We start from the raw sequence: 25,912 nt of genomic DNA on the forward strand, positions 1-25,912 counted from the left end.
ACTTTCATTTTTTGACCCGTTGGGCCGGAATTACATTCTAACACTTCCAACTTGCATTGTCAATAAATATTATTCCGTTATTCTCTCATTGGTGCACGATTTAATTTTTCGCGTTCACTTATTTTTTCTTGCTTAAATATTACATTAAGCGAACAAATAATATTATACCACGACTACATCATCTTATTCAACCCCCTCTGTATTCCGTTACACCGCTATTATTCCCTAATAAATCGTTCACTCTCACCTATAGTTCATTTATCGCGTAGAATGGTTTTACATAATAAATTTCTAGGCATAAACCTCACCACGAAGCTGGCCCAAATCTCAATCGATCGAGCCAGCATTTAAGATCGACTTTCCTTACTCTTCGATATCTTCGGATTGAGTGCTTTCGTCTCTTGGTCTCATTGTTGGGAAAAGGATGACATCCCTAATCGACGCAGAATCTGTTAAGAACATGACCAAACGGTCAATACCAATTCCTAGTCCACCTGTAGGCGGGAGCCCGTACTCAAGAGCTTGAACGAAGTCTTCATCTAAAATATGGGCTTCATCGTCCCCTTTAATCCTTTCAGCAGCCTGGGCTTCAAAACGTTGCCGCTGATCAATGGGGTCGTTTAACTCAGAGAACGCATTTGCAAGTTCACGCCCAAATATAAAAGCTTCAAACCGATCCGTATATTCTGGCTGATCACTATTACGCTTAGCTAACGGAGAGATCTCTACGGGATGTCCAGTAATAAAGGTAGGTTGTGTCAAATTTGGTTCAACAAACTCTTCAAAAAACTCATTAATAATTTTACCACGAGACGCATCCGCTTCGACATGAAGGCCTTTATTTTGGGCAGCCTCACGCGCCTGTTCGTCGGTTTTGATACTTCGGAAGTCTACTCCTGAATACTCTAAGATACCATCCAACATTGGGAGACGGCGCCAAGGAGTTTTGAAATAAAGTGATTGCCCTTGATATGTAATTTCCAGTGTACCATGTACTTTTTTTACAATATGCGCAATCATTTCTTCCGTCAATTCCATGATGTCTTCAAAATTGGCGTACGCTTGATAGAGCTCCATCATAGTAAACTCCGGATTATGCTTGATAGAAATTCCTTCGTTTCGAAAAGTTCGACCAATTTCAAATACTTTCTCGAATCCACCGACAATAAGACGCTTTAATGGCAGTTCAAGCGCAATTCGCAAATAAAGATCGATATCAAGGGCATTGTGATGCGTACTAAACGGTCGTGCTGCCGCTCCACCGGGAATTGTATGGAGTGTCGGTGTCTCCACTTCGAGAAAGTCCCGCTCCTCCAAGAACTCCCTCATGAACCGTATTATTTTGCTCCGTGTTACAAACACTTGACGAACATCTGGATTCATAATCAAATCCAAGTACCGTCTACGATAACGTGTTTCTACATTCGTTAGCCCATGGAACTTTTCTGGAAGAGGGCGCATTGCCTTAGAAAGCAATTTTACATTGTGAGCATGAATAGAGATTTCTCCTCGTTTTGTACGGAAGACTTTCCCTTCAGCTCCGACAATATCTCCTACGTCAAATTTTGTGATTAAGTCAAACAGGGTCTCACCTAATTCATCCTTGCGAATGTAAATCTGGATACGCCCACTTAAATCCTGAACGTGCACAAAGATAACTTTTCCTTGGTCACGCTTGCTCATAATTCGGCCTGCAACGCTAACTTCCTGATCTTCTAACTCTTCAAAATGCTCTAAAATATCAAGCGCTTTATGCGTCCGTACATAGCGATCAGCGTAAGGTTCAACATCAGCCTGGCGAAGTAGCTCAAGCTTTTCTAACCGAATTCGCCAGAGGTCATTGGTAGTATCCATTCCTTAATTCCTCCATCATGTGTTCTCATATTATCAATCTTACCAAATTCAGATGTCACTAAACAAGGAAATCCAAACTCAAAAAGCGTATTCCTATAGATAATAAACCTTAGACTTTATTTGTTTTCCATTTTTTGGTGAACTTTAGGTTAATAAACAAAGTGCAGCATCTGTACATAACAGAAACACTGCACTTTCAAATAAACTTATTTTCACTACGTATTTCTTCTTTATAGCCATAAGTGTTATCTATAAACCTTAAGGTTTTTATTTAATATCTACAATTTGGTAGTGTAAAATACCTGCGGGTACATTGACTTCTACCACTGCTCCCTTAGGTTGCCCTAAGACCGCCTTTCCGACTGGCGATTCATTGGAAATTTTATTGGTCCCTGGATCCGCCTCAGCCGAACCAACAATAAAGTACTCTTCTTCATCACCAAAGTCAACGTCTTTCAGACGAACTTTTGCGCCCAATGTTACGATATCTGTTCCTTCAACTTCGTCAATAACTCGGGCATTCCTGAGCATTTTCTCAAGAGTTATAATCCTTCCTTCAATAAAGGCTTGATCATTCTTGGCATCATCATACTCTGAGTTTTCACTAATATCCCCAAAGTCAATGGCCTGCTTAATCCGTCCGGCAACTTCACGCCGCTTCACAGTTTTAGATAGTTCCAACTCTTCCTCAAGTTTTTTGAGACCTTCTAAGGTTAGAATGACTTCTTTTTCAGGCATATTTTTCTCGCTCCCTTTTCTCGTCCTACGCATTGCGCGTCTTATCGTGCCGCGCCTTTTCTAAAAGCCTTATATGCGTACTTCCTTTAAATCTAGGAACTTCTTGAAAAATTCCTCAATTACATTACTCGTATTATAAGGACCTTGCAAAATAATGTCAAGGATGCAACTCTTCTTCTTAACGAGTAATGCTCTCATATTTTTTCTTTTTTCAACAGAAACTATGCACTTTCTTCCAAGATTCGACTGAGGATCGTTCGCATTTCCTCTGGCGATCTTGTTTGCATAATCTCATCTCGAAGTTGAGCTGCCTTCTTAATCCCTTTGATGTACCACACTGCGTGTTTTCGCATTTCATTGAGCCCATTTCGTTCTCCTTTGTAACGCAACACACGGTCGAAATGCTGCAACGCAACCTGAATGCGCTCCTCAATAGGTGGTTCGGGCAATACCTTACAATACTTTAAGAAATGCTGGGTGCGAGGAATCAGCCATGGATTTCCAAGCGCGCCGCGGCCAATCATAACACCGTCACATTCAGTTTGCGCAATCAATCGACTGGCATCTTCGGGTTTAAATACATCTCCGTTCCCGATCACTGGAACTCTTACTTCTTTCTTTACTCGACGAATCCATTCCCAATCAGCACAGCCTGCATAGAACTGTTCACGAGTTCGCGCATGAAGTGTTAGCATTTGGACTCCAACCGACTCAAGCCTTTTAGCCAATTCAACAGCTACAATTTCATCGTCATTCCATCCGAGACGTATTTTCACCGTCACTGGCACTTTTACAGCCTGCACAACCGCCGAAGCAATCGTTTGAGCACGCGGAAGATCTCTTAGAAGCGCTGATCCTTCACCATTCTTGACAATCTTTTGCGTAGGACATCCCATATTTATATCGATAACGTTAGCACCACATTCTATGGCTAATAAAGCTGCACGAGCCATTGTCTCCGGATCAGAACCAAAAAGCTGAACAATCCTCGGTTCAGGTTCTCCACTTAAATCCAGCATACTCAATGTCTTTGAGTTTTGATAAGTTAACGCTTTATCACTGATCATTTCAGTCCAAACATACTTTCCACCCACAGCACAAACCGTTTCACGAAAGGCTTTATCCGTCACTCCAGCCAAAGGCGCTAAAAATACTGGAACCTCAAGTTCATAATTTCCTAACTTCATGTCTAATTCCTCATTTAACTATTTCCGGTTACGTTCATAGATTAACAAAAGTCCCTCCAGCGTTAAATAGGGATCTACAATTTCAATTGTTTCCGATTCTTGAGAAATCAATTTTGCTAATCCCCCTGTCGCAATCACTTTGGTTTCCGGTCCCAATTCATCCTTCATGCGTTTAACAATCCCGTCTACTTGCCCGGTAAAACCATAGTAAATTCCGGATTGCATACCCGCTACCGTATTTTTGGCGATAACTGATGTAGGCTTAACCACTTCGATACGGGGCAATTTTGACGCCCTCAAAAACAGCGCTTCTGTCGAGATCCCAATTCCAGGAGCAATAGCACCGCCTAAGTATTCCCCACGTTTCGATATCACGCAAAACGTCGTAGCTGTTCCAAAATCTACAATGACAAGCGGACCTCCATATTTAGCATATGCAGCCACAGCATTAACAATGCGGTCAGCTCCCACCTCTCTAGGGTTGTCATATACAATAGGCATCCCTGTTTTAACGCCAGGTCCTACAACAAGAGGTTCTACCCCAAAATACTTTCGAACAAGGGCTTCCAACGTAGGCATCACCGGTGGAACCACTGAAGAAATAACAATTGCACTGATTTCTTGAAAGGTTAAGCCGCTAAAATCAAATAAATTTTTTATAACAACTGCATACTCATCCATCGTTCGCGATTTATCAGTAGACACCCTCCAATGATGGGTCAGCACCCTCTCATCATAAACACCCAACACTATATTCGTATTACCCACATCAAATAAAAGAATCATAATAACGCTCCTTTTGGCTAAGTGAGCTACCCTTTAGGCGCCTTGACGCCGACGAACCACTTCTTGTCCGATCCAGACAGCAATTCCTGCTTTAATTAGATCCCCCAAAATAAAGGGAACAAAACCGATCATTAGAACACCTGCCACACTTGTCTGTTGGTGTAACACCCACTGTAAAATTATATAGAGATAGCTCAACCCAAAGAGATAGAAGGTAATAAGCCCTGCCAACACGCCAATAATTGCTCGCCACAAGCTCCCTTCACGGTATACATACCCGACAACATAAGCAGCAGCAACATACCCCAGTAGAAATCCAAAAGTCGGCTTTAGAATGTAGCCTAACCCTCCAAATGGGGCTGTAGCAAATACGGGGAAACCAAATAGCCCTAATACAAGGTAAACCAACATGGCCAATGCCGCATACTCTGCCCCAAGAATAAGTCCGGAGATATAAACAAAAATTGGTAGAATACTAAAGGGAACCAACCCCGGTGCCCAGTGGAGTAACATTCCTGCCAGACACATAAGTGCTGCCATAACAGATGTCATTGCTAATTTCCTTGTTTTCATCACAAGCCCTCCTCTTATTGTAAACCTATTTTCAAGCTATAGTTTACAATAGAACTAGATCACTTGCAATGGAATCCTCTTCAGAATATGAGGAAGAATCTATAAATACGTGCTCGTTTTAGAACGAAGTTGAACTTCTCCTGCCGAAAAAATTTTTTCTCCCTCCACAGTTTCAAGGAGCAGAGCGCCGTCGATGGAGATCCCTTTGAAGATACCTTGAAACACTTGCTCTCTCTGCAGAATTCGAACTTCTTCGCCTAAACCAACCGCTCTTTCTGACCAACTTGACCTTAGCTCCTGAAACGCTCCTTTTTCGAGAGAGGATACTTCGTTTTCTAAACGCTTTAAAATTGAAGCTGCCAAAATGTTCAGATCCACTTCATATCCTAGAATTTCATAGAGAGTCGTTGCGCTCAACGACGCACTTAATCGTTGGCGCGGAAAATTTGCATTTATTCCCATGCCCAGAATTAAGGTCTGGACGGCATTCCACTCTCCCACAACTTCTCCAAGAATTCCTGCCAGTTTCTGACCGTTAAAAACAAGATCATTTGGCCACTTGATCCCAATACGAAGCTGGAAAAGTTCCTCCAAAGCATCGACAATGGCAACACTCGCAGCAAGGGTTAACTTTGAAGCATCTGCTAGCGACAAATCAGGCCGGAGTACCACAGACATCCATAGTCCCCCCTTTGGAGATTCCCACTGTCGCTGTAGACGCCCTTGTCCTACGCTCTGATACTTTGCCAGAACCGTAAGCCCATGGACCCCACCTTGCTGAGCGAGCTCCTTGGCCCGTACGTTTGTGGAAGCCAACTCATCTTCAAGATAAATCGCGCGTCCCAATGACGTTGTTGTCAGCGCTTGCTGTATAGCCCACTCATTTAAGAAAAGAGGCCTTTTCAATAAGCGGTAACCATTTTTTGTCTGGCCCTCAATTTCAAAACCTTCATCTTTTAGAACCTTAATATGCTTCCAAATGGCTGCCCGCGTGACATTCAACAGTTGACTAAGTCTTTCGCCAGACACATATTCGTCAGGATGAGTAGCGAGGAGATGGAGGATGTCGTGACGTACCATTTAGATTCCTCTTTCCCAACTTGCCCTCGTCGAAGCCTTAATGTCACCGAGATCCAAGCTAAAGTCCAAAGCCTTAACCGAATTGGTCAAAGCACCGATTGAAATCAGGTCGACCCCCGTTTCAGCTACTTCGCGAAGGCGTTCTTCCTTCATCCCCCCCGATGCTTCAACGATCGCCCGCCGATCAATATATTGAACCGCTTCTCGCATCTCTTCGATTCCCATGTTGTCAAGCATAATTACATCGACACCACAGACTACTGCTTCTTTCACTTGATCGAGACTTTCACATTCGACCTCAATCTTAACCATATGCCCAACTTGATTCCGGATCCGTTCAACGGCCTCGGTTAATCCACCCACTGCAGTAAGATGATTATCCTTTAACATAACAGCATCATAAAGCCCAAAACGATGGTTTTGTCCACCGCCGACTCTGACCGCATATTTCTGTAAAGCACGCCAACCTGGAAGGGTTTTTCGTGTATCCACGATGTTAACCGAAAGTCCAGCGACCCTATCAACTGCTTGTCTTGTTGCCGTAGCAATCCCAGAGAGATGTTGTAAAAAATTCAACGCCGTCCGTTCTCCCTGCAAAATACTACTAAAAGGGCCGACTAACTCTAGCACAACCCCTCCGACCTGCACTATATCTCCATCTTTGACCAACCTATGGACCTGAATCCGCGGATCTACACGTTGAAAGACCTGTTCTACAAGCCACAGGCCGGCAACCACACCTTCTTGTTTGGCGTAAAGTTTGGCCACCCCTGTCAAGTCTTCTGGTAAAATCCTTGTACTGAGGTCCCCCGTCCCAATGTCTTCCTTCAACGCCTGATCAATCAGCTCCTGATACTGGAACGTAGTATACATGATATCCCTCCTTACGTTGCAGAGAGTGCTTTTGCCAGGCTCCGTCAAGACGCAACGGGTAGTCCGACCGGAAATGCCCACCTCGGCTTTCCTTACGGTCAAAAGCAGCTTTGGCGATAACTGTCCCCACCGTCAACATGTTAGCTGTTTCCAGGTCATCCACACAGTAGGTTAAGAAGTCCTCTCCCTCTAAAGCCGTCAATAACTCTGTGGCCTTCTTAAGGCCTGTTTCATTTCGTAAAATACCAACGTTGTCCCACATTAACTCTTGAATCCAATTCCGCAAACGTTGTCCGTCTAATTTTTTTAGAGGACTTTTCAGTGCAGGTTGTCTGTCATTTAGATTTCCCTCAGGGCTAAGAACCCCATCCCATGAAGGGCGTTTTGCTTCGACCTTATTCCCCATCTTCTCGACAATGCGTGCTCCGAAAACCAGTCCATCCAACAAGGAGTTACTTGCTAAACGATTTGCACCATGGACTCCGTTACAGGCACATTCCCCCGCTGCATAAAGATTAGGTAGACTAGTCTCTCCGTATGAGTTTGTGGCAATCCCACCCATCATGTAATGAGCAGCTGGTGCCACCGGTAACGGCGTTGTTAAAACATTTATTCCATAGTTTAAGCAAGTCTGGTAAATGGTGGGGAAGCGTTCTAGGATTCGTTTTTCCCCAATAGGCCTAAAATCCAAATAAACTGCACTCTGATTCATTTCCTTCCAAATGGCCCGAGCGACAATATCACGCGGAGCGAGTTCCTTACCCGGCACACTCTCCATAAAGCGTATCCCTGTGGAATTAATTAAATGTGCCCCTTCTCCGCGCACCGCTTCGGATATAAGAAAACGAGGTGCATTGGGAATTAATAACGCTGTGGGGTGAAATTGCACAAATTCCATATCCATCAATTCAGCCCCAGCACGGTGAGCGACTGCCATTCCATCACCTGTTGCAACACTAGGGTTCGTCGTATAACGATATACCTGCCCTAACCCCCCGGTCGCTAGAACCACCGCATTCGCTAAATGTCCTTCGAGCTCTCCTGTTTCCTCGTTAAGAACTAGGGCACCTACAATATCTCCTTTGTAATTTTCTAGTAGATCAACTACAAAACGTCCTTCACCGACAGTAATATTAGGGCTTTCTTTTGCTTTAGCAACTAAAGCTCGTTCGATTTCCCAGCCCGTGGCATCCCCTAACGCATGCAGTATTCTCCGCTGGCTGTGTGCAGCTTCACGCGTGAGCGCAAGCTCACCATCATGCCGGTCAAACTGAGCGCCCATATCCATCAATTCTTCAACACAACCAGGCCCCTCCTCAACCAATATTCTTACCGATAAAGGGTCACAGAGTCCAGCACCTGCCCGTAATGTGTCCTCAAAATGCAATGTCGGAGAGTCTGATTCATCGATAGCTACTGCAATCCCACCCTGTGCATGTTCGGTATTGCTTTTTTCAATCGTTTTCTTCGTAAGAACCGTAACCTGGAAGTGTTCATTTGCTTTGATCGCTGTATACAATCCGGCAATGCCGCTTCCGAGAACAAGTACGTCCGTATCAAAAACTTTTACCTCTGCTTTGGACCAAGAGTATAGATAACGTCTCAACATGCCCATCCCCTGCTCTTCTGCTGCTTACAAAGCCAGCATTCGGTCTAGTGCCTCTTTGGCTCTGACTCGTATATCCTCTTTCACCGTAACACGAGGAGAGAGGGTTGTAAGTGCATCTCTTACTTTAACTAAGGTTGTCGATTTCATATTCGGACAAACTAAACGTTCTGACGCAAGATAGAATTTTTTATCTGGGCAAACCTGATGGAGCCGGTGTAAAATCCCCGACTCAGTCCCCACAATAAACTCTTTATTCTCTGAGTTCTGAGCGTAAGTAATTAATCCTGCTGTGGACCCTATATAATCGGCTTCCTGACAAATATCTTCCCGACATTCCGGGTGTACGATGACCTTTGCTAAGGGATGCGCTTCTCTGGCCCTAGAAATATCTTCTTTCGACAATCGGTCATGAGTTTTACAATATCCCGGCCAGAACTGGAGAGGACGATTAAGAATTTTTGCAGCGTAACGACCTAGATTTTCATCTGGAATAAATAAGATATCTTCTCCTTCTAATGACTGTACTACTTTTACCGCATTAGATGAGGTACAACAGATGTCGCTTTCCGCTTTGACTTCTGCAGAGGAATTAACATAACAGACCACTTGAACTCCGGGAACCCTTTTTTTATAGGCCCTTAAGCCATCGGCATCCACCATGTCTGCCATAGGGCAACCCGCGTTCAGCTCGGGCAATAGTACCATTTTATCGGGTGATAGAATGGCCGCACTTTCTGCCATGAAATGGACACCACAAAACACAATGACCTCGGCATCCGTCTTTGCGGCCTGTTGACTCAGTTGCAGGGAATCACCAACAAAATCGGCAATATCCTGAACCTCAGGTCTTTGATAATAGTGGGCCAAGATAATTGCTTTACGTTCTTTTTTAAGCGTTTCAATCTCCCCAGCTAAAGTCTGAAACAACTCTTCACTAATTGTGTGGTCCATAGGTTCCCCGCCTTCCCTAAAGTGACTGAATCTTTTCTAAATACTAGGTCATTTCGACTCACCTTGTCAAGATTTTTGTCCATGGACTTCTTCCGCTAAGATCTTTGTTTGTTGGTTTTTCGCATCCACAAAGACAACTTTCGGATTATACTGATGGGCTGCTTCATCGGTTAGCACGGCATAGGAAATAATAATGACTTGATCACCAACTTGGACCTGACGAGCCGCAGAGCCATTCAGACAAATCGTTCCGGAGTTTTTTTCTCCAGGAATAACATACGTTTCAAACCTTGCCCCATTGTTATTATTCACGATCTGGACTTTCTCATTCGGTAGAATATCTGCAGCTTCCATCAACGCGGTATCAATCGTGACACTTCCTATATATTGAAGATTTGCTTCTGTCACTGTCGCTCTGTGAATTTTAGATTTCATCATCATTCTAAACAAGGGGTTCAACCTCCATAACTTTATTATCAATCAACCGGGTAGATCCGAATCTAACCGCTAGGGCTACAAGCACTGGGTTCTCCATATTCGTTACCTCAGATAAGTCTTCCGCGTCCCTGACTTCGACATAGTCAATAATCCCCTGGCTCTCACGAGTGATTCTATCTCTTATACGAGTTTCAAGCACTCGTGCTGATCGTTCTCCTGCTCGCCATAACATTTCCGCCTCATTAAGGCTCTGGGACAGAATCAACGCTTCCTGACGTTGTTCTGAAGTTAGAAAAACATTGCGTGAGCTTAAGGCCAGTCCATCTTGTTCACGGACAATCGGGACTGGAATAATCTCAACTGGAAGATTAAGATCTTTTACCATCCGCTGGATGATCAGATATTGCTGATAATCCTTCTGCCCGAAAAAGGCGAAATCGGGTTGGACAATATGAAACAACTTACTAACAACCGTCACTACGCCACGAAAATGTCCGGGACGCTTTGCTCCGCAGAGTACTGAATCGAGTTGACCAACTTCTACATAGGTGACCATCGGGCGAGGATACATTTCCGCAGAGGTTGGATGAAAGAGTGCATCTACTCCTGCAATTTCTACTAAATGGGCATCTCGCTCTAGATCTCTTGGGTAACTCGAATAGTCTTCATTAGGACCAAACTGTAATGGGTTGACAAAAATACTCAGCACGACAAAGGATCCGGATTGTTTGGCCCGCTCAACTAAGGCTAAATGTCCCTGATGCAGATAACCCATGGTAGGTATAAATGCGATTTTCTTTCCCTGCCTTCGTTCCATAGCAACTATTTCACGTAATTCAGAAATATATGAAGTTCTCTTCAAATCTATCTCTACCTTTCTTAATAACCTAATGCCCAAAGTCGTTAATTCGGCTTTTTAAGTAAACGCTTCAACAACTTTAATTCTTCCGGCGAATAGCTTAATCCCAGCTGGGCTTTCTTGTTTTCTCCCAGTACTAAAGCTTTTAACCCTAATTTCTGATAAATCTCGACGAGTTTTGAGGGCATGTGGTCTAAATGACCTTGTACTACTTGGGCATCCCCGCGGGCAATCGGTCCAGTCAATGCTTGAGGTAATCCTACCTGTTCTAAATTAAAAAGAGTTCCTCTCATCAAGGGCAACAACGAGGCCAAGGCCTCCTCTGCTTGAATTCCCGCTTCAGCAAAAAGCTCTACTGCCAAAGAAGCTAGCACCACTAAATAATTAGAAGCTACCACCGCACCCGCATGATAAAGTGATTTCTGAGCAGCTAAAATAGGATGTGGAATTCCACCTAAATCTTTGACGATTCTCTCCCCCAGTTCAGGGTTGTCTCCTTCGATCCCAAAATGAGTTCCCGAAAGAATGTTCAAGGCCTTCTCTACACTCGCAAATGCCTGAAGAGGATGTAACGATAAGCATTGTATGGGCAAACCTGCTTCGACACGCAAAACATCCGAAGAGATTGATCCAGAACAGTGAATCCATACCTGTCCAGGTCTTATGAGTTTTTTTGTGACCAGATTCTCTGCAACCGTTCGAATCATCCCATCCTGAGTTGTAAGAAACAAAACATCTGCCGCAGGAACAAGTTCGTCTAAGGGGAGATGATAAATTTTCAAATAACTACTAAATCGCTCATACGAGAGACTACTTCGAGTATGAACCCCTATACATTCGTGCCCCGCTTCTTCTAACCTTACAGCCAAGGCAGTACCTACGATTCCAGCTCCAATAATTCCAAATTTCATCTCGACCCTCCAATTCACTATATTAAAATAAAAAATACCCTCACAAACGTGAAGGTACTTTCCTTTTCCCCTCCGTCTCGGTCATCTCGATCCAAGCGGGTTTTTCATATTCGGTACGGGCATGAGTTTCGTGCCTGTACCATTTATCGCAGTTGAACTTTCCCCCTAAGCAGTACAACTCTTTCGATATCGTCTGCTAATTAGGCTGTCGTTGTAGGTTCGCTAAGTCTAGAGCCCTACTATATGAGAGGATGCACTTTTCCTTCTCCTGATACATCTGTAATGGATCTTCCCGATGGCAACACAAGTTTCGGTGAAATCTCTCGCAAAGGAGCAAGGACAAAAGCCCGATCTTCCAGATAAGGATGAGGTAGCGTTAACTCTTCAGATTCACTTACTCTATTATCATAAAGAAGAAGGTCAATGTCAATTGTCCTAGGACCCCAATGCAATTTACGCTCGCGTCCAAGCCTGAGTTCAATTTCTTGGCAAGCATGAAGCAGGTCTACGGGTTCTAGGGTTGTTTCAACTTCTATAACCTGATTCCAGTACAAAGGTTGGTCCATGACCCCCCAAGGCTCTGTTTCATATATTCTTGAAGTGTTTACAATCTTTATCGTTGGGCTCATTAAAGCCGAAATTGCCTCTTCTAGATAATAGGCTCGGTCCCCAAGATTACTCCCCAACCCTAAATAAGCCCTCATACTCTCTCTCCCGCCTCACGCCAAATTTCCACAGAAACATCTCTGAAAATCCCAGAAATTGGGGCCTGAGGTTTATGTACTTCGACCCGTATAGATGCACAGGAGAACTGGGCTAAGACACGTTGTGCTATCTCTTCCGCTAAACGTTCTACCAATTGATGCCGATCTTCAGTAACGCAAGCCTTAATAACTTGATAGACCTCTCCATAGTGAACAGTATCACCCACCTGGTCCGAAGAACCGGCCTGGCGCAGATCCAAAAAAATGTCCATATCGATTAAAAACCGCTGCCCCAAAACTTGTTCCTCTGGCAATACTCCGTGGTATGCATAAAATTCTAGGCCGCGAAGGTGGATGGCGTCATGCCCCGACATAATGAACCCCTCTCTGTCCTCGAACAATGGCATCTGCCATTTGCACTGCCCTACTATTTGCTTGGACATCGTGGACACGTATGATATCTACCCCTGAAACAACCCCGAGAACGCTGGTTGCAAGTGTCCCCTCTAATCGCTCATCCACCGTTTGGTTCAATGTCTTTCCAATCATAGATTTGCGAGAAGTTCCTAGCAATACTGGATGTCCCAGAGTTCTGAATTCCGCCAATCGGGCCATAACTTCCAGGTTTTGCTCTGTTGTTTTCCCGAATCCGATTCCCGGATCCACAATAATTTGATCTCCAGATAATCCCTGGGCTTCAGCGAGTTCAATACTGTTTCTTAGAAAAGTCAATATATCTCCCATGAGATGGCGATAAGCGGTCCCCTGTTGATTATGCATCACAATTACAGGGGCCTGATAATCTCCAACGACCCTGGCCATGTCCGGGTCTTTCTGCAATCCCCAAACATCATTAATCATATGAGCACCTGCTTCAAGTGCTTTGGCAGCGACGCTAGCCTTATAGGTGTCTACCGAGACTGGAATTGTCACCCGCTCTAGAAGCATTTTAAGTACTGGTTCTAAACGACACCATTCTTCCTCAGCACTCACCGCCTCATGCGTTGGTCGCGTTGACTCCGCACCGATGTCTAAAATATCGACGCCTTCCTTAACCATTCGTTCTGCTTGTAAGATTGCATCTTCAATATTGAAGTACCTACCCCCGTCAGAGAACGAGTCCGGAGTAACATTTAAGATTCCCATGACCAAAGTACGTTCTCCTAGCTTCAACTCCAAGCCACGACAATTTAAGATGCGTGTTTTAGAAGGTTCCAAAGCTGAGATTAACTGCTTAAGAGCATGCCCGATCGTCTTTAGCCCAAAAGGCTGGGCCAACACTTTACTTGCGAGATGTTCAAGCTGCCGAGTCGTACCAAGCAGCATAACATCTGTGGTCTCCACTTTATTGGTAATCACATCCCGGTGTACCGCCGCATCTCCGCCAACCGATAACATCTCTTGCTTAAGAATATGGGCTACGCGTAAAGGGACCTGCTCTAATTTAATTCCACGTCCTAATGCCTTCCCCGCCATATGAGCAATTCCTCCGGGGTCTGATCCAATTTGTTTTAAGGCCATTTTAGCTTCTACTAAATTATCTAAAGTAATCCACCGCATACTATAGGTTTGCATTGTATGCCCCTCCCCTTAATACATAATCTGTTTCATCGCATAGTTAAATTTGTAACATAGGGTTTGAGCTGAACAATGCCGACAATCTCTGGCCCAATCGTCCGCAAGGGCTAATGCTTCTCCTAAAAGTGTCAAATTGTCCTCCGGATGCCGTCGGTGTTCTCGAATTCCTCTCAAAATCACTTGAATATCTTCAGAACTAAATCCACTTGCTTCAAGCAACGGGAGAGCCAACCGCGCACCTGCCTCTGCGTGATCTTCCCCAGTTTGATATTCTACCCAACGTCCAATATCATGAAGAAAGGCTGCTGCATATACTATCTCTTTTGGTAGTATCACTTCTCCTTTTTCGAGTATATATGAGTAAGCAACCCGAGCAACATTTAACCCATGGTCGAAGCCATGCTTACAAAACCGACGTTCCTTTTCCAATCCTACGATTCTTTCCATGTAGCAGATATAATCTTCATGTTCTATTAGCTGGTTGACGCGAGCCATCGAATTTAAAATATTGTCCCACTCCCAACATTTTATCACGTCTGCTAAATATCAGATTTAGTGCTAGAGTAAAAGCCCTGGGATTCACCCAAGGCCATACGTCCCTCTTTGAACAATCGCATGATTAGTGCTAGATCGTCCAAAATCATCAACGCGAAACGTCCATATTCATAATATTATGATTTCTCCAGGACAAAGTCAATTACCTGCATGAAAATATAAAAAATTTTAACTATTTTAACATTAGGGGACAATCGGTTTTGCTTTCTTAAATACATACGCCCCCTTGTAGGATGGGATACTCAAGGTTTTCCTAGTTATGCTTACTGTCTGGCCATTTTGTTTCAGTGTTGCGGCTTCTAGTTTGGAAAAATAATCCAACAAGGTATCTTGATCCCCGATCGCATCCAATTCGTAGGGAATTCCCTCAGTATGATTTATGGGTATTGTGTTCACCAAAATGGTCGAACTACCACTCAAAACAATGGCTGTCGAGCCAACAATCCGCTGACCGTTGATGCTGATTGCCTCAGCACCAGCGAATTTCAAGGTGTTAATCAGTCTAGCAATGTCATCTGGGCTAAGCGGAAAGAGGGCTTTTTGGCTGCGATCGTCAATGCTAATCTGAATTCCTGGCCCCTCAACTGCTTGGATACCTTCAAGAATCTGCAATTGCTTCAGTTGAGCAAGTAGTTGAGGATCTGTTCCTACCTTTTTCCTAGCCGCATCCAATTGTTCTAATAAGACCCGATGATCTTCCTGAAGTTTAACATTTTGCGCCTGAGAATTGGAGAGTACCGATTTCATTTGGCCCATGCGCTCTGTACTAATTTGTTCCGCAGCCGATACATTTTTTTGGGTTTGTGCTTGAAGAGATATCAAAAAGCCAAGGGCAATCGCCACCAAGGTGACGGGCAAGGCTAAACTTCTTTTCCAACGGTGCATCATGTTCCCTCCTTAACGGGTTCAGCATAATGATAATCTCGCAATCTGCCAGCCGGAATCACAACCTCATCTAGTACCTCAAGTTTACGCGTAATTCCATATTGTTGTTGAAAATCCCCAAGTTTATCCCAACCATAAAACTTAAGAGCAGCTGATAAATTATTCGTGTCGCCAATAGCCTCAATTACATAAGGTGGCATTTGACGAGTCCCATTAATCTGAATATAAGATCCTCCACAGAATACCTCAGTATATGTCGTTACACGCTGGCCATTTACAGCAATCGCTTCCGCACCACCGTTCCACAGGGCGTTGAAGATCTCACGAATGTATTGTTCATGAATTAAAAAGTTATTGGGATCCTCTTGCCCAGTCGCCGCGCGTTTTGAATCATCAAGTGTTATCCGTATTGCAGGGCCACTAACTGTAAGCACACCAGCATTCATTTGAGCCTCTTGAAGTTGTTGATATGCTAAGGTTGATGCGCTTTGACCCTGAAGGTACTTTGCCAATTCCTGCCGGATTCTTTCATTATCTTCGGAGATCTGCTGATTCTCTTGTTCCGTTTGAATGAGACTAGGTATTGCCGTTTCCTGTCGTGTCGCCTGACTACCAGCAGCTCCCTGGGTTTTGAGCAGAATAACAAAAAGAAATCCTATTAAGATAGAAGCCAACCCTAGTAAAGACCGTTCTTTTTTTTCCAGCTTCATCTAGAACACCTCCATAGAGTATCTACTTCGGAAAAAGGACACCCCTGCGGGCGTCCTTATTGCTTATACCAATCAGAAAGTATACATTTCGGGTGGCATAAGTGCAACTAAGCAGCTACCTTCGCCAAGGCTTGGTGCCTGCCAAGTTTTCTTTATTCACTCAACCATTCATCGCCAACTTTGCGATAGTTTATCAGTTCTTCCGGCTTAAAATATAGTGCAATCTCTCGCTCAGCGCTTGTTACGGAATCCGATCCGTGGATCACATTACGACTAATATCCATCGCATACATTCCTCGGATGGAGCCAGGATTGGCGTTCGCTGGATTCGTTGCCCCCATGAGCTCGCGGGCTAAAGCCACTACGTTTTTCCCTTCCCACACCATCGCAACGACCGGGGAAGACATAATGTATGTGACGGTCGGTTCGAAGAACCCTTTGCCTTTGTGTTCTGCATAATGTGCTTCCGCCAAGGTTCGATCCACTTGAAGCAACTTCATTCCAGCAAGCTTGAAGCCCTTTTCCTCGAAGCGTGCAATTACTGCTCCAACTAACCCCCGCTGAACCGCATCCGGTTTCAGCATAATAAATGTTCTCTCCATAGAGTATATTCTCCTCTCATCATTGGGCTTTATTCGATTTTATTTAATTCATCTTCTAGAGTATGCTGAGGTAACTGTGTAGCTTGTTCGCTTTTATGTTCAATCGTATTTTGCGAATCCTCCACGGTCTTTTCTAGGTTTATTGAAACCTCGGTGTGATCTTCTGCTTTTGCTGGGACATCAAACCTAGCCATCAAGGCGGCAAAAGCCGTGACATCAAGTGTCTCTTTCTCCATCAATGCTTCGGCAATAGCATGTAATTTATCAATATTTTGCCGAATTAGATTTTGAGCCTTCTGATAGCAGTCATCAATAATGCGACGAGCCTCTTTATCAATTGCATAGGCTACAGTATCGCTATAACTACGGTCACGGGAAATATCTCGTCCGAGAAAAACCTGTTCTTCTTTGTGACCAAAGGTTAGCGGACCAAGTTCCTCAGACATCCCCAACTCGGTTATCATTTTACGAACTATCCCTGTAGCCCGTTCTAGGTCATTTGAGGCGCCTGTGCTGATTTCATGAAGAACTACTGCTTCTGCGACACGTCCGCCAAGTAGCATAGTCACTTGGTCAAGCAATTGGGATTTAGTCATGTAATTACGATCTTCTTTAGGAAGAAGAAGTGTATATCCTCCAGCCCTTCCGCGCGGGATAATCGATACCTTGTGCAAGGGGTCCGTATGAGTGAGCAGTTCACCCAGTAAAGCATGCCCTGCCTCATGATAAGAGACAAGTTTTCTCTCGAACGCACTTATCACCCGACTCTTTTTCTCTGGTCCCGCAATAACCCGTTCAATTGAATCTTCCATTGTCTGCTGTCTAATTTGAGTTTCACTCCGCCGAGCTGAAACAAGTGCCGCTTCATTAATCAAGTTAGCTAGGTCCGCGCCAGTAAAACCGGAGGTTCGTCGAGCAATAATCTCAAGATCAACATCCTTCATCAAAGGCTTACCCTTCGCATGGACTTTAAGAATCTCTTCTCGCCCTTTTACATCTGGAACATCGACAACTACTTGCCTATCAAAACGACCCGGGCGCAAGAGGGCCGGATCAAGGACATCTGCTCTGTTTGTTGCTGCGATGATAATAACTCCATCATTACCGTTAAAACCATCCATCTCCACAAGAAGCTGGTTAAGAGTCTGTTCACGTTCATCATGCCCGCCACCTAAGCCAGCACCTCTTTGACGCCCAACAGCATCGATCTCATCAATAAATACAATACACGGGGCACTCTTCTTAGCCTGTTCAAACAAATCACGAACCCGAGAAGCTCCAACCCCGACAAACATTTCCACAAAGTCTGAACCACTGATGCTAAAAAATGGCACTCCTGCCTCCCCAGAAACAGCTCGGGCAAGTAGAGTTTTACCTGTTCCGGGAGGACCGAAAAGCAATACCCCGGTTGGAATCTTAGCTCCTAATTCATTAAACTTTTTAGGGAATTTCAAGAATTCAACGACTTCCTGAAGTTCTTCTTTAACCTCATCTGCACCAGCAACATCAGCAAAGGTTACCTTCTTCTTGTCCTCTCCGACCAGACGTGCTTTACTCTTGCCAAACTGCATCACCCGGTTTCCGCCGCCCTGGCTCTGTTGCATCATAAAGAAAAACAAAGCCACTATGACCAATATCGGGAGCAATGTAGACAGGAGGCCGAACCACCACGGAGACTCCGCGGGAGGTGTTAAAGTTAAAGGAAGTCCATGGGAGTATAAATCCGCCGTTAGTTGTGGATCACTAGCAAACCCAATTACCTCATGCTTTGTGTCATCCTTCATCGTTACCGTATACTTAATGGTATTGTTGTCAATAACACCGTTGACATCCTTAACTTGGTCCTCAACAACAGCTCTTTTAAAAGTGTTGTAATCCATTGCTAGATCTTTATTAACGGGAGGGGTCGACCATTTTATTAACACAATTGCCATGAGAATTATAAGTATATAGATTGTTGCATTTTTAAAGACCTTCAAGTATGGTCCTCCTCTCTAGTGGGCAAATGCCTCATTAAGAAGCAATTCTATATATTATACCACGCTGTTTTGGGTTTTACAATGAATTCAAATTAGAACCCTAAACCAGACGTTTAAGTACGCAATAAACCCTTTTAGTATTCTGATCCGGTTGACACAAGTCACTTTGGCGAACACCGGGAATCCAGAGCACCTCCGCTCCAAAGGCAATCAATGGCAGTGAATTTCTTACATCAATGGATATATTTTCTTCCTGAAAAATCTTTTTCAAAGGTTTATGTCCGATACCTTGAAACCACATTTTGTCTCCTTGCCTCCGAGTACGACACACTAACCGTTCTGGAAGCTGACCTAAACGATCGTGGCTAAAAACCGCCACCTTAGTTTCGTTTTTATGGAAAGTTTCATCCTCGGAAGCAAGTTTCGATTCTTCGAACAAACCAATCTGTAATTTTGAACTCGGAAGGGAGAACCAGCATCCCATGTCCAAATTGATTTCTGGAAAGGCCCGCTCTAAGATCTGTTGGTCATTAATATTCTTGTCACTTGGCTGACCTAGAGAGACAGCGGAATAACTAAACCAAATACCTTCGTCTGTAATTTTAACAGTCATCCCTGGCAGATCCTGCTTCCAACCAGACCGTCCCTTTGAACCCATAATTTTTGTAACATAGGTAAATCCTAACCCTCGAGGTTCTTGGGTAACTAACATTGCCGCTCTGCGTAACAGTCGAGAAAGAATCGCTGCAGGCTCAGTAAAGACATCACGACTTAAGCCAATCGTACCGCCAGAATCTCTAATGTGGTATTGTTTCCAGGCCACCTCCACTTGTTGAGCTAAATATTCTTCATCCCAGCGGAGAAGTTCTCCCATACGCCCTAAAGCCTCCTGAAGTCGAGGATTGTAATCTTTCTCCAATTCAGGTAACAGTTCAAGCCGAATTCGGTTACGGATATAGACTGGTTCTTCATTTGAATGATCAAGAGCGTAAGGCAGATCCTCTCGCGCACAGTAGTCTAGAATATCTGCTTTCCTAAAGGTCAACAGGGGGCGAATTATCGAGTCTTTGGTCGGATATATTCCAGCTAAGCCTGCCGTCCCACTTCCTCTGAGTAACCTATAAAGAATCGTCTCTGCTTGGTCACCCAGATGGTGGGCTGTTGCAAGCAGGTCACATCCTTCCTTGCTCATATCCTCTCTCCAGCGAGCGTAACGCCATTCTCTGGCCGCCTCTTGGAATGATTGCCCCATAGCCTCGGCATACCTCTTTGAATCGAAACGATGCACTATACAAGGCATCTCCCACTTTGCTGCCATAGTCTGAACTAGGTCCACCTCATTATCTGACTCTTTTCGAACCCCGTGATGAACGTGCGTTAAAACTAAGGAATTCCCTCTTCTACGTTCCTCTTGTACATATCGCCAAAGGATATGACTCAATGCCATTGAGTCCGGTCCACCTGATACCGCAACCATGATTTTAGTGTTCGGGGGGATTAATTGAGGCAATACGTGTGTGCGCAGTTTTTCGTATATGTTTTTCGCCCCCCCTCTGAACCAAACGCAAAGGAACTGTTGCAATTGCTATCCCAACTGCAATTGCGCCTGCAGCAAACAACGTCTCCGTCCCTTTAGTCAAAGCCCCGATAAAATTACCTTTTACCAAAGCTAACATCGTAGAATATGCACCTGCTCCCGGTACCAAGGGAATAATCCCAGGCACTGCAATAATTAAAACAGGAACACGAAACATACGAGCTCCCCCTTCTGCCAAAAGTCCAATTCCCAGCGAAGAGAAAAAGATAGCTGTGTTCGTACCTCCAAGTGACCTGAAAACCAGCCACCCAATTGTTCCAGCCAAAGCGCCTGGCAATAAGTAACGGACAGGAACATTAAAAACCACTGCAAAAGCGAGCGCAGCGATGAAGGCAACTGTGAGTTCTGTCAGCATTCACTCCACCTCCATTGTTCAAAATAACTTTAACTTTAACTTCAACATTTACAACATTAACATTCTCTCCGTTTAAACACAACGGCATACTTAGGCCGAATGGCTAAAAATCCCACAAAACAATAAAATTATAAACTTTTTGAGTTTTTTCATCTATTTTTAAATAGCAGATCTTCTCTGCAGTTACTCGCCCTCTATGGTATGTAAAGCAATCTATACTCCTTGATTGGTATAAAGAAAACTTGGCTGGCGCCCACACGCACGAAGACACTGTCTTCGCACATATTAACCCTTCTCGCAGACACTGTCTTCGCACGAATTAACCCTTCCTGCAGACACTGCCTTCGCACGTTTTAGCCTTCTTGAAGCCTCGGTGAAGGCGACTGCCTAGTTGCACTGATGCGCTGGCCAAGGATGGCCGAGTGTCCCTGTAGCCCGAAGACACGGTCTTCGCACGTATTAACCTTCTTGCAGGATGGCGAGAAGGGACCTTCCAGAAAGTATGTAACGAAGTTATACCGTTCTGATAAGTACTAGAAAAGGCCCTGATTGCTCAGGGCCCTTAAAATCCTCTATTAATTTCAAAATATTTTTCGTCTAATTCTAGAACAAGCCGCTGACTTTCCCGGTTTTGGTATCAACATCTACTCTTCTAAAGCCAGGGTCAGAACTTGTACCAGGCATCAATGTGATGGTTCCTGCCATTGGGCAAAGGAACTTAGCTCCACCATAAACTAAAACGTCGCGAATCGGTAATCTCCAGCCTTTCGGAACGCCCTTTAAAGTGGGATCATGAGATAAGCTCAAATGAGTTTTTACCATCATCGTCGAGAAATCTGCATAATGTGAATCCGATTCGAATCTCTCAGCCTTAGCTAGCGCTTCAGGAGCCCAATCTACGCCGTCTGCACCATAAACCTCTTTAGCGATAAGCTCAACACGTTGACGGAGAGGCATTTCCAACGGATAGAGGCATTTGAAATCAACTTTTTCTTTACAAGCTTCGATGACGGCATCCGCTAATTCCAAAGCACCGTCTCCGCCTTGACCCCAGTGATTGGAGTAAGCACAACGTGCTCCCGCTTCTTTAGCAATTTTCTTAACCAAGTCAATTTCTGCTTGGGTGTCAGTGTGGAAGCCATTTAGGCAGACAACTGGAATAATTCCAGATTTCTTAACTGTCTCAAGATGATGAAGTAAGTTAGCGCACCCTTTTTCCACGAGTTCAAGATTTTCTTGAGTGTACTCTTCTGGGATTGGCCGACCCGGTACCACAGCTGGGCCGCCGCCATGCATTTTTAATGCCCGGACTGTAGCTACAAGAACGGATACATTCGGAATCAAGCCACTCAAACGGGCTTTAACATTCCAGAACTTTTCAAAACCGATATCTGCTGCAAATCCGCTTTCTGTAACATGATAATCAAACATCTTGAGGCCAAGGCGATCAGCGATGATGGAAGACTGGCCGATAGCAATATTCGCAAACGGGCCCGCATGAATCATAACAGGTTGACCTTCAGCAGTGAAACAGATCGTTGGATTAATTGTATTACGCATCCAAGCGGTCATTGCACCAGCAACTTCTAAGTCTTCAGTAGTAACCGGTTTGCCAGTCTTACTATAAGCAACAATAATTTTGCCGATCCTATCTCTCAAGTCAGGGAGATCTTTAGCAATCGCCAAAATAGCCATCAACTCTGAACCAACGGCAATTCCGAATTTGGATTGCATTTGGAAACCGTCTTTTTTACCGCCAATTCCGATGATAATATTTCTCAGGCCTTGAGCAGCAAAGTCTATGATCCAACCCATTTCTACATTCTTAGGGTCTATGTCTAAGCGCTTCAAACCCCGTTTAGCTAACTCTTCATCAGTATAGTTAGCCTCGTGCTGCATCCTAGCATTAAGGGCAACCATAGCGAGGTTGTGAGCGTTCATAATATCATTGATATCCCCGGTTAGACCCAGAGAAAACTCGGTCATCGGTATTAATAGTGCGTTACCACCACCAGCTGCTGTTCCCTTAATATTCATTGTTGGTCCGCCGGATGGTTGTCTTAACGCGCCGCCAACGTTCATGCCTCTCTTAGCAAGTCCCTCAATCAAACCTAAAGAAGTCGTCGTTTTTCCTTCGCCTAATGGCGTCGGTGTGATAGCTGTCACTTCAACATAGAAGCCATCCGGCTTATCTTTGAGGCGCTCCATCATTTTCAGGAAGTCCACTTTCGGCGTTCTTCCGTGAGGAATTAACTCATCTTTTTCCAGAGACAGTTTTTTGACCAAATCGTCAACTGTGGGCATGTTCTTTTCGGCCTCTTCGGCAATCTGCCAGTCCTGTAGTTTTGTCGCATCCCAAGCCATCTTAACACTCTCCTCAAATTAGTTTACTCTTTCCTGGAAACCCAAGAATAGAAACCTTGTCAGGATCTTTAAAAGACACAATAGTTTGATTCGCCATAAAATTCTGTTTTCCTTCTTTAATATGGAATAATTTATCTGCGGTGGAATCATAGTTGAAACCTATTTCCGCTAAACCTATCCTAATCATAGCATCTCGGAACCACTTTTTCTCTAACACATTCTTGCTCATTTTGAGACATTTCTGTCTTTTTGGGCGGGAAGCATTAAGGTAAATTCCCACCAATCCACAAATAAAGTGTCAAAACTGATCCGACACCCGATGCAATTGCCAGCGCAACCCCAAATGCTTCCACTCCACGAATTGATGCAGAAATAAGATCTTCGAATAGGGCATCCCTGACTGACGTCGTGATCGCTAAGCCAGGTGCCAGCACCATAATTGAACCAATGACTGCCAAATCGAATTGAAGCTCCGGCCAAAATTGCCTGATCGCCAGATTTGCAAGAGCAGTCACCGCACCGGCAATCGCTACCGAAACGAAGTTTAGAATCTCCTTTCTCTGAAGGAATTCCATTACAAACATGACCAATAACCCGGTAACCCCAGCCACAAAAACGGAACCCTTATGGGCTCCTAATAAATAACTGAAAGCTGCACTACCGCTAGCTCCCGCTAAAAGACGAATCCCTGTGGGATACCGCCTTGGCAAGCGATCTACCTTCAACAGCTCCTCATACGCAGTTTCAACCGTTAAGATTTCTGCTGAGAGTTGCCTTGAAATCCGGTTTACCTCTAGTACTTTAGCTAGGTTAAATCCACGGTGATGAATTCGGACAACGCGAGTATGTGTCTTCAACCCCTGGTTTATTGTACAAAATATCCCTTGAGGAATTGCAAAGACGTCCGCGGTTTGCGCTCCACCTGCCAGGGCCATGCGTATCATGGTCTCCTCAACACGAAAGGTCTCTCCACCATTCTCTAAAATCAATTGTCCCGCCAACAGGACCAGATCAGCAACATCCGCCATATGAATTATCACTCGTTCCAATAGTTTTTTCGAATAACAAGAATGATTCCATCATCATCCAAGGCTCCCCCACTTAGCTCTCTGGCTTCCTGTCCAATGAGATCGGCGATTTCCTGAGATTTGTTAAAGGTTGTTTTCTCCAAATAGTCTTGAATCCAATCCGTACCTTCTTTTAAAACATCTTGCACCCCATCCGTTAATAAAATCAACGTTTCTCCACTCTGCATCTCTGTCTCAATAACCGGCGTGTCAATTTGGTTTAAGATACCTGCTGGAAGGCTGGATGAGGCGAAAGATTTCACTCCGTCAGGTGTGATTAAATAGGAGGAAGAAGCTCCCACTTTAATGAGTTTCAGATCGGCTGATTCTAAGTCAAGAATTGCCATATCAATCGTTACGAAACTTTCTTCGGGGGAACGCAGCACCAAGATGGAGTTAAGTGCCTGAATTGCACCCTCTGGATCAAACCCTGTCGTCAGGAGCTGCTCAAGGAGGGTCAACGCCGTTGCACTCATCTTAGCCGCGCTTTCTCCCACACCCATCCCGTCACTTAGAATAAAAGCATGCTGTGTTGTAGCGAAAGCTATAGAGGCATAATTGTCCCCACTCATAGCATTTCCAGTTTTCGTAAATGTGGTTACACCTACGTCAAGAAAATGGCGACGACGGCGAGCTAAATTTGATGGCTTTACTACTTCCCAGTTATGCTGGGTGTGCAGCTCTTTAGCAAGATTTCCTATAACTTGCGAGACGTTGAGGAACTGACGAGACAATGCTTCCTGATTCAAGACTAGACGTCGACGCCACGTCTCCTGACTCTTTTCTTGTTCAATTATGAATTGCACACCTAACAACATTTCCTTTAGTCGTCCGCAATGACGTTTCCATTCGACTGGTAGATTCTTCAATTTAACATCAGCTTGGCTCTCGATCATTCCAAAAAGTTCGAAGAAAATATGGTATGTTTTATAAAATTCTCGGTTCCAGCAAGCATCCATAGTTGGGCAAGAATGACAGACACGTTCTACCAACACGTTCATGAGTTCCGGAATTTCCGGGCGCATCTCAAATGAATCTGCTTCAGCAGCCTGATAGCTTAGAGCAATCTGATCAAAGATCTCTGCCAAAGCCTTTACTTTCGAGACGGTTGTTTCAACCTCTGGAATCACCTTTGGTTTTAAAAAATCCTTTTGGGGAGTTGCTCCCGGCCATAGAAAAAAAAGTAAAAGACCGACTGTTGATGAAATTAGTTGTGTATATATTGCCTCTTGCCGCAAAAAGACTGTTAACATTAACATAACTGCAATAAAAGCTGTTCCAATTCCGATCTTGCCAAATCGGCGAAATGCACCTGTGCAAAATCCAGCCAAACCATAAATTCCAGCATCCATGAGGTTTTGGGTATTTAAGGTTAATTGAGGCATAAAACCAAGAATTCCCCCGACACCCGCTGAAGTCCCCGCTCCATACCGCTCCGATATAAATAGAGTAAAGAAACTTAACAGAACCACGGAGAAATTAACGCCTATAACTTGAACGCCTTGTAGGCCACTGATTACCCCAATGAGGATAAAAAGCCAGGCAATTCCTTGTTCACGCTGGAATTCGCCCCTCCAAATGGCCTCCTGATGGCCCATCGCAAACCAGAAAATAATTGCAAACCCTCCTGCCAGGACACTATGAAGACCGACTGTTA

The 25,912-nt window shown here is 44.4% G+C and carries 26 protein-coding genes; all 26 read right to left on the reverse strand.

Annotation, left to right across the window (positions count from 1 at the left end):
* Window positions 1-363: 363 nt before the first annotated feature.
* Window positions 364-1,854, reverse strand: coding sequence for a lysine--tRNA ligase (gene lysS, locus DOT_RS00005; protein ID WP_009612698.1), 1,491 nt, complete (start codon window positions 1,852-1,854; stop codon window positions 364-366).
* Window positions 1,855-2,121: 267 nt separating this feature from the next.
* Entirely contained in the window at window positions 2,122-2,592 is a 471-nt protein-coding gene (greA, locus tag DOT_RS00010; RefSeq protein ID WP_009612699.1) for a transcription elongation factor GreA, read from the reverse strand.
* 221 nt (window positions 2,593-2,813) lie between these two features.
* Window positions 2,814-3,779 carry a tRNA dihydrouridine synthase DusB gene (dusB, locus tag DOT_RS00015; protein ID WP_009612701.1) on the reverse strand — a complete coding sequence of 322 codons (966 nt, stop codon included), beginning with the start codon at window positions 3,777-3,779 and terminating at the stop codon, window positions 2,814-2,816.
* An 18-nt stretch (window positions 3,780-3,797) separates the two neighbouring features.
* A complete protein-coding gene (locus tag DOT_RS00020) occupies window positions 3,798-4,565 on the reverse strand; it encodes a type III pantothenate kinase (RefSeq protein ID WP_009612702.1) in 768 nt (255 codons plus the stop codon).
* Window positions 4,566-4,598: 33 nt separating this feature from the next.
* Window positions 4,599-5,138 (reverse strand): biotin transporter BioY, encoded by a 540-nt coding sequence (locus DOT_RS00025; RefSeq protein ID WP_009612703.1) that lies wholly within the window; start codon window positions 5,136-5,138, stop codon window positions 4,599-4,601.
* Window positions 5,139-5,237: 99 nt separating this feature from the next.
* On the reverse strand, window positions 5,238-6,218 hold the full coding sequence (locus DOT_RS00030; protein ID WP_009612704.1) for a biotin--[acetyl-CoA-carboxylase] ligase: 981 nt from the start codon (window positions 6,216-6,218) through the stop codon (window positions 5,238-5,240).
* Window positions 6,219-7,091 (reverse strand): carboxylating nicotinate-nucleotide diphosphorylase, encoded by an 873-nt coding sequence (gene nadC / locus DOT_RS00035; protein ID WP_009612705.1) that lies wholly within the window; start codon window positions 7,089-7,091, stop codon window positions 6,219-6,221.
* The gene (gene nadB, locus DOT_RS00040; protein ID WP_009612706.1) at window positions 7,057-8,700 is read right to left on the reverse strand and encodes an L-aspartate oxidase; all 1,644 of its coding nucleotides are present in this window, start codon (window positions 8,698-8,700) and stop codon (window positions 7,057-7,059) included. Before nadB ends, nadC begins: the two co-directional genes overlap by 35 nt.
* Window positions 8,701-8,724: 24 nt before the next feature.
* Complete coding sequence (nadA, locus tag DOT_RS00045; RefSeq protein ID WP_009612707.1) at window positions 8,725-9,651, reverse strand: quinolinate synthase NadA; 927 nt, start codon at window positions 9,649-9,651, stop codon at window positions 8,725-8,727.
* A 66-nt stretch (window positions 9,652-9,717) separates the two neighbouring features.
* Window positions 9,718-10,101: an aspartate 1-decarboxylase gene (gene panD / locus DOT_RS00050; protein ID WP_040410811.1), complete on the reverse strand. Its 384-nt coding sequence runs from the start codon at window positions 10,099-10,101 to the stop codon at window positions 9,718-9,720.
* The gene (gene panC, locus DOT_RS00055; RefSeq protein WP_040410812.1) at window positions 10,094-10,951 is read right to left on the reverse strand and encodes a pantoate--beta-alanine ligase; all 858 of its coding nucleotides are present in this window, start codon (window positions 10,949-10,951) and stop codon (window positions 10,094-10,096) included. Before panC ends, panD begins: the two co-directional genes overlap by 8 nt.
* Window positions 10,952-10,992: 41 nt before the next feature.
* A complete protein-coding gene (locus DOT_RS00060; RefSeq protein WP_009612710.1) occupies window positions 10,993-11,859 on the reverse strand; it encodes a DUF2520 domain-containing protein in 867 nt (288 codons plus the stop codon).
* Between the two features lie 239 nt (window positions 11,860-12,098).
* Window positions 12,099-12,563, reverse strand: coding sequence for a 2-amino-4-hydroxy-6-hydroxymethyldihydropteridine diphosphokinase (gene folK, locus DOT_RS00065; RefSeq protein WP_009612711.1), 465 nt, complete (start codon window positions 12,561-12,563; stop codon window positions 12,099-12,101).
* Window positions 12,560-12,937 carry a dihydroneopterin aldolase gene (folB, locus tag DOT_RS00070; RefSeq protein WP_009612712.1) on the reverse strand — a complete coding sequence of 126 codons (378 nt, stop codon included), beginning with the start codon at window positions 12,935-12,937 and terminating at the stop codon, window positions 12,560-12,562. Before folB ends, folK begins: the two co-directional genes overlap by 4 nt.
* Window positions 12,924-14,138, reverse strand: a complete 1,215-nt coding sequence (folP, locus tag DOT_RS00075) for a dihydropteroate synthase (protein WP_009612713.1) — start codon at window positions 14,136-14,138, stop codon at window positions 12,924-12,926. Before folP ends, folB begins: the two co-directional genes overlap by 14 nt.
* A 15-nt stretch (window positions 14,139-14,153) precedes the next feature.
* The gene (locus DOT_RS00080) at window positions 14,154-14,588 is read right to left on the reverse strand and encodes an HD domain-containing protein (RefSeq protein WP_009612714.1); all 435 of its coding nucleotides are present in this window, start codon (window positions 14,586-14,588) and stop codon (window positions 14,154-14,156) included.
* A 291-nt stretch (window positions 14,589-14,879) separates the two neighbouring features.
* Entirely contained in the window at window positions 14,880-15,581 is a 702-nt protein-coding gene (locus tag DOT_RS00085; protein ID WP_050809791.1) for a DUF881 domain-containing protein, read from the reverse strand.
* Window positions 15,581-16,291 carry a DUF881 domain-containing protein gene (locus DOT_RS00090; RefSeq protein WP_009612716.1) on the reverse strand — a complete coding sequence of 237 codons (711 nt, stop codon included), beginning with the start codon at window positions 16,289-16,291 and terminating at the stop codon, window positions 15,581-15,583. Before DOT_RS00090 ends, DOT_RS00085 begins: the two co-directional genes overlap by 1 nt.
* Before the next feature lie 152 nt (window positions 16,292-16,443).
* Window positions 16,444-16,893 (reverse strand): nucleoside-diphosphate kinase, encoded by a 450-nt coding sequence (ndk, locus tag DOT_RS00095; protein WP_009612717.1) that lies wholly within the window; start codon window positions 16,891-16,893, stop codon window positions 16,444-16,446.
* A gap of 29 nt (window positions 16,894-16,922) precedes the next feature.
* Window positions 16,923-18,872 carry an ATP-dependent zinc metalloprotease FtsH gene (gene ftsH, locus DOT_RS00100; RefSeq protein WP_009612718.1) on the reverse strand — a complete coding sequence of 650 codons (1,950 nt, stop codon included), beginning with the start codon at window positions 18,870-18,872 and terminating at the stop codon, window positions 16,923-16,925.
* A gap of 100 nt (window positions 18,873-18,972) precedes the next feature.
* On the reverse strand, window positions 18,973-20,409 hold the full coding sequence (gene tilS, locus DOT_RS00105) for a tRNA lysidine(34) synthetase TilS (protein ID WP_040410816.1): 1,437 nt from the start codon (window positions 20,407-20,409) through the stop codon (window positions 18,973-18,975).
* Window positions 20,354-20,824 (reverse strand): threonine/serine exporter family protein, encoded by a 471-nt coding sequence (locus DOT_RS00110; RefSeq protein WP_009612720.1) that lies wholly within the window; start codon window positions 20,822-20,824, stop codon window positions 20,354-20,356. Before DOT_RS00110 ends, tilS begins: the two co-directional genes overlap by 56 nt.
* Before the next feature lie 603 nt (window positions 20,825-21,427).
* Window positions 21,428-23,188, reverse strand: coding sequence for a formate--tetrahydrofolate ligase (locus tag DOT_RS00115; protein ID WP_009612721.1), 1,761 nt, complete (start codon window positions 23,186-23,188; stop codon window positions 21,428-21,430).
* A gap of 13 nt (window positions 23,189-23,201) precedes the next feature.
* On the reverse strand, window positions 23,202-23,405 hold the full coding sequence (locus tag DOT_RS00120) for a hypothetical protein (RefSeq protein ID WP_139024083.1): 204 nt from the start codon (window positions 23,403-23,405) through the stop codon (window positions 23,202-23,204).
* Window positions 23,406-23,451: 46 nt separating this feature from the next.
* A complete protein-coding gene (locus tag DOT_RS00125; RefSeq protein WP_242833727.1) occupies window positions 23,452-24,228 on the reverse strand; it encodes a threonine/serine exporter family protein in 777 nt (258 codons plus the stop codon).
* The coding region (locus tag DOT_RS00130; RefSeq protein WP_009612724.1) for a SpoIIE family protein phosphatase at window positions 24,225-25,912 on the reverse strand (1,688 nt) is incomplete at its 5' end. The genes DOT_RS00125 and DOT_RS00130, both read right to left, overlap by 4 nt.

It is taken from the genome of Desulfosporosinus sp. OT, assembly GCF_000224515.1.
Lineage (GTDB): Bacteria > Bacillota > Desulfitobacteriia > Desulfitobacteriales > Desulfitobacteriaceae > Desulfosporosinus.

What these genes read in the sequence shown, in the direction of transcription:
- lysS (WP_009612698.1), bottom strand. Translation starts at nt 1,854, where the DNA reads ATGGATACTACCAATGACCTCTGGCGAATTCGGTTAGAAAAGCTTGAG.
- greA (WP_009612699.1), bottom strand. Translation starts at nt 2,592, where the DNA reads ATGCCTGAAAAAGAAGTCATTCTAACCTTAGAAGGTCTCAAAAAACTT.
- dusB (WP_009612701.1), bottom strand. Translation starts at nt 3,779, where the DNA reads ATGAAGTTAGGAAATTATGAACTTGAGGTTCCAGTATTTTTAGCGCCT.
- DOT_RS00020 (WP_009612702.1), bottom strand. Translation starts at nt 4,565, where the DNA reads ATGATTCTTTTATTTGATGTGGGTAATACGAATATAGTGTTGGGTGTT.
- DOT_RS00025 (WP_009612703.1), bottom strand. Translation starts at nt 5,138, where the DNA reads ATGAAAACAAGGAAATTAGCAATGACATCTGTTATGGCAGCACTTATG.
- DOT_RS00030 (WP_009612704.1), bottom strand. Translation starts at nt 6,218, where the DNA reads ATGGTACGTCACGACATCCTCCATCTCCTCGCTACTCATCCTGACGAA.
- nadC (WP_009612705.1), bottom strand. Translation starts at nt 7,091, where the DNA reads ATGTATACTACGTTCCAGTATCAGGAGCTGATTGATCAGGCGTTGAAG.
- nadB (WP_009612706.1), bottom strand. Translation starts at nt 8,700, where the DNA reads ATGTTGAGACGTTATCTATACTCTTGGTCCAAAGCAGAGGTAAAAGTT.
- nadA (WP_009612707.1), bottom strand. Translation starts at nt 9,651, where the DNA reads ATGGACCACACAATTAGTGAAGAGTTGTTTCAGACTTTAGCTGGGGAG.
- DOT_RS00060 (WP_009612710.1), bottom strand. Translation starts at nt 11,859, where the DNA reads ATGAAATTTGGAATTATTGGAGCTGGAATCGTAGGTACTGCCTTGGCT.
- folK (WP_009612711.1), bottom strand. Translation starts at nt 12,563, where the DNA reads ATGAGGGCTTATTTAGGGTTGGGGAGTAATCTTGGGGACCGAGCCTAT.
- folB (WP_009612712.1), bottom strand. Translation starts at nt 12,937, where the DNA reads ATGTCGGGGCATGACGCCATCCACCTTCGCGGCCTAGAATTTTATGCA.
- folP (WP_009612713.1), bottom strand. Translation starts at nt 14,138, where the DNA reads ATGCAAACCTATAGTATGCGGTGGATTACTTTAGATAATTTAGTAGAA.
- DOT_RS00080 (WP_009612714.1), bottom strand. Translation starts at nt 14,588, where the DNA reads ATGGAAAGAATCGTAGGATTGGAAAAGGAACGTCGGTTTTGTAAGCAT.
- DOT_RS00085 (WP_050809791.1), bottom strand. Translation starts at nt 15,581, where the DNA reads ATGCACCGTTGGAAAAGAAGTTTAGCCTTGCCCGTCACCTTGGTGGCG.
- DOT_RS00090 (WP_009612716.1), bottom strand. Translation starts at nt 16,291, where the DNA reads ATGAAGCTGGAAAAAAAAGAACGGTCTTTACTAGGGTTGGCTTCTATC.
- ndk (WP_009612717.1), bottom strand. Translation starts at nt 16,893, where the DNA reads ATGGAGAGAACATTTATTATGCTGAAACCGGATGCGGTTCAGCGGGGG.
- DOT_RS00110 (WP_009612720.1), bottom strand. Translation starts at nt 20,824, where the DNA reads ATGCTGACAGAACTCACAGTTGCCTTCATCGCTGCGCTCGCTTTTGCA.
- DOT_RS00115 (WP_009612721.1), bottom strand. Translation starts at nt 23,188, where the DNA reads ATGGCTTGGGATGCGACAAAACTACAGGACTGGCAGATTGCCGAAGAG.